2 protein-coding genes and 1 pseudogene are annotated in these 2,329 nt (G+C 43.8%); all 3 read left to right on the plus strand.

From position 1 onward, the window contains the following. Positions 1–80 precede the first annotated feature (80 nt). Positions 81–1,532: a radical SAM protein gene (locus Q7P41_RS12245; RefSeq protein WP_303884630.1), complete on the plus strand. Its 1,452-nt coding sequence runs from the start codon at positions 81–83 to the stop codon at positions 1,530–1,532. 33 nt (positions 1,533–1,565) lie between these two features. Continuing rightward, complete coding sequence (locus tag Q7P41_RS12250) at positions 1,566–1,931, plus strand: LapA family protein (protein WP_303884631.1); 366 nt, start codon at positions 1,566–1,568, stop codon at positions 1,929–1,931. Positions 1,932–1,954: 23 nt separating this feature from the next. Continuing rightward, a pseudogene (locus Q7P41_RS12255) lies at positions 1,955–2,329 on the plus strand (single-stranded DNA exonuclease RecJ); the annotation flags it as partial.

A 2,329-nucleotide genomic window follows, 5' to 3' on the forward strand; every position in this document is an offset into this window, starting at 1 on the left:
AGTCAAGGGTAAAGGCGTTGGAAGAGCAGAGAGCTAACCTTTAAGATAAGTTTTTAATGGGCTCAAAGGAGGCGTTTTCGATGGTTATGAGTTTAGCAGACCGGCTAAAGGGGATGATTTCTGCAGCTCTCTTAAACCAGGTTGTTAAGTTGATTGAAGAGGGAGATGACGAAAAGCTCGCGTTACTATTTGATGCTATATCACGTTTGGCACCAGCTAAATTCCAGCGCGAGACCTTCAAAGAACTGGCAGAAATGGCGAGGGAAAATCATCCCTTTGTTGGGGTCTTTAGAAGGGTTTTTAGGGAGCTTCATCCTAATTGCCGAAAAAAGCTAATCGTAAACTTGATAGTAAACTTCATGGTTCTTTCGCGAGGCATTAGGGATAGGAAAATGAAGGAGCTGGGGATTCATATACCCAACTTTATGGTGATAAGTCCAACGATGAGGTGCAACTTAAAATGCAAAGGGTGCTACGCAGGGTCATACGATACTTCCAGCGACCTAACTACAGAGGAAATAGACGATCTCATCTGTCAAGCCAAGGAGCTCGGGATGTACTTTTTTACCATATCCGGTGGTGAGCCCTTTACAAGAAAAGACCTTTTTGATATTTGGGCTAAACATGACGATTGTTACTTTCAAGTTTACACTAACGGTACGTTGATTACCGACGAGGTAGCCGATAAGCTAGTTGAACTGGGCAATGTAGCGCCCATGATTTCCATAGAGGGCACGCCAGAAGAAACAGATTTCCGGCGAGGGCCCGGAATGTATAATAAAATAATAGAAACATATCGCAGACTTAGAAAAAAGGGCGTGTTATACGGCTTTAGCGCCACATGCACTCGTACAAGTGCTTCCTATATATCTAGCGATGAATTCATAGAACATATGCTAGAAGAAGGATGTAAGGTTGGTTGGTTCTTTCAATACATACCCACTGGTCATGACCCTGATCTGTCTTACATGGCTACACCGGAACAGCGAGCTTACTTAAAGAAGAAGGTCGATGAGTGGAGGTCGAAATATCCGATATTCTTGGGCGATTTTTGGAACGATGGTCCTTATGTTGACGGTTGCATAGCAGCTGGCTTTAGATATTTGCATGTGATTTCCAATGGTGCCGTTGAGCCTTGTGTATTTTGTCATTTCGCCGTAGATAACATTAGAGAGAAAACGCTCGTTGAAGTTCTGTTGAGTCCCTTTTTTGAGGCAATACGATCACGTCAGCCTTACGATGATGATAATTTACTTCGTCCTTGTCTCATCATCGATCATCCAGCGGCATTAAGGGAATTAGTGGCCGAGTATGGCGCACACCCAACCCACCCCGGTGCGGACAAATTGCTCAATGAGCTTGCAACGGGTTTAGACGAATATGCCAGAAGGATGAAGGAGATATACGATCCCCTTTGGGAGGAAGTTTGGAGGGAAAAATATCTAAAAAATCTGGAAAAAGAGGATAGCCCAATGATCCGAAGCAGATATAGTCAACGTTTCATCCATTGCAATGGGAAAGGTGGGAAGTAGTTTAATATATTAACTATAAAAGGTGGGACTCCCATGAAGAGCTACGTGCTGGCATTAGCGTTAGGGATGTTATTAGCGGCTTTTTATGCAGTTCAGAATAGTGGTATGGTGGTAGTGAAATTTTTAATGTGGCAGTGGTCACTTCACCAAGGCATATGGGAAGTGCTTGTCTTTGCAGCTGGAGCGGTTTTGATGTGGATAACGTCATTTGCTGCTCATGTTGAATCTCGTAATAAATATAGAAATGACATCAAGGAGCTAAAAAAGCGTATTGCTGACTTAGAAGAAGAAAAGCGTTCTCTGTTGGAGGCTTTGCAACGTGGAAGTGCCTCTTTGACGAAAGAGGCATCGTCTGAAACTGAATTCGCTGAAAATCAAGGGACAGAATTTGAGAAGTGATTCCTTTACAGCCATATTCAAAATTGAGCATTTGGAGCTTTGATGATCTTCCCGGTGAGCTGGCGCAATCACTTCAATCTCATGAGTTGGTGGCGCTGGCGTTGTACATAAAACATGGCGAACATTTGGATTTTCAGGAGGCTCGGGCATGGTTGCATCCGAGCCTTGATTTGTTAATGTCTAATCTTTTGTTATGTACTAGTGGACGAGATGTACCTGCTATATTACAGTCGCTTCCGAGGGGAAGCAAAGTAGCGCTTTATGGCGATTACGATGTGGACGGTGTTGCCTCCGCTCTTCTTGCAAGTGAGTTTGCAAGTTCTATGGGTTGGCATGCGAGATATTACTTGCCTCACAGATTAAAAGATGGATACGGACTGAACGCCGCTGTAGTGAAG

Source organism: Acetomicrobium mobile (assembly GCF_937920065.1).

Excerpts from the sequence above, each read along its gene's own strand:
- Q7P41_RS12245 (WP_303884630.1), top strand. The coding sequence starts at position 81 with ATGGTTATGAGTTTAGCAGACCGGCTAAAGGGGATGATTTCTGCAGCT.
- Q7P41_RS12250 (WP_303884631.1), top strand. The coding sequence starts at position 1,566 with ATGAAGAGCTACGTGCTGGCATTAGCGTTAGGGATGTTATTAGCGGCT.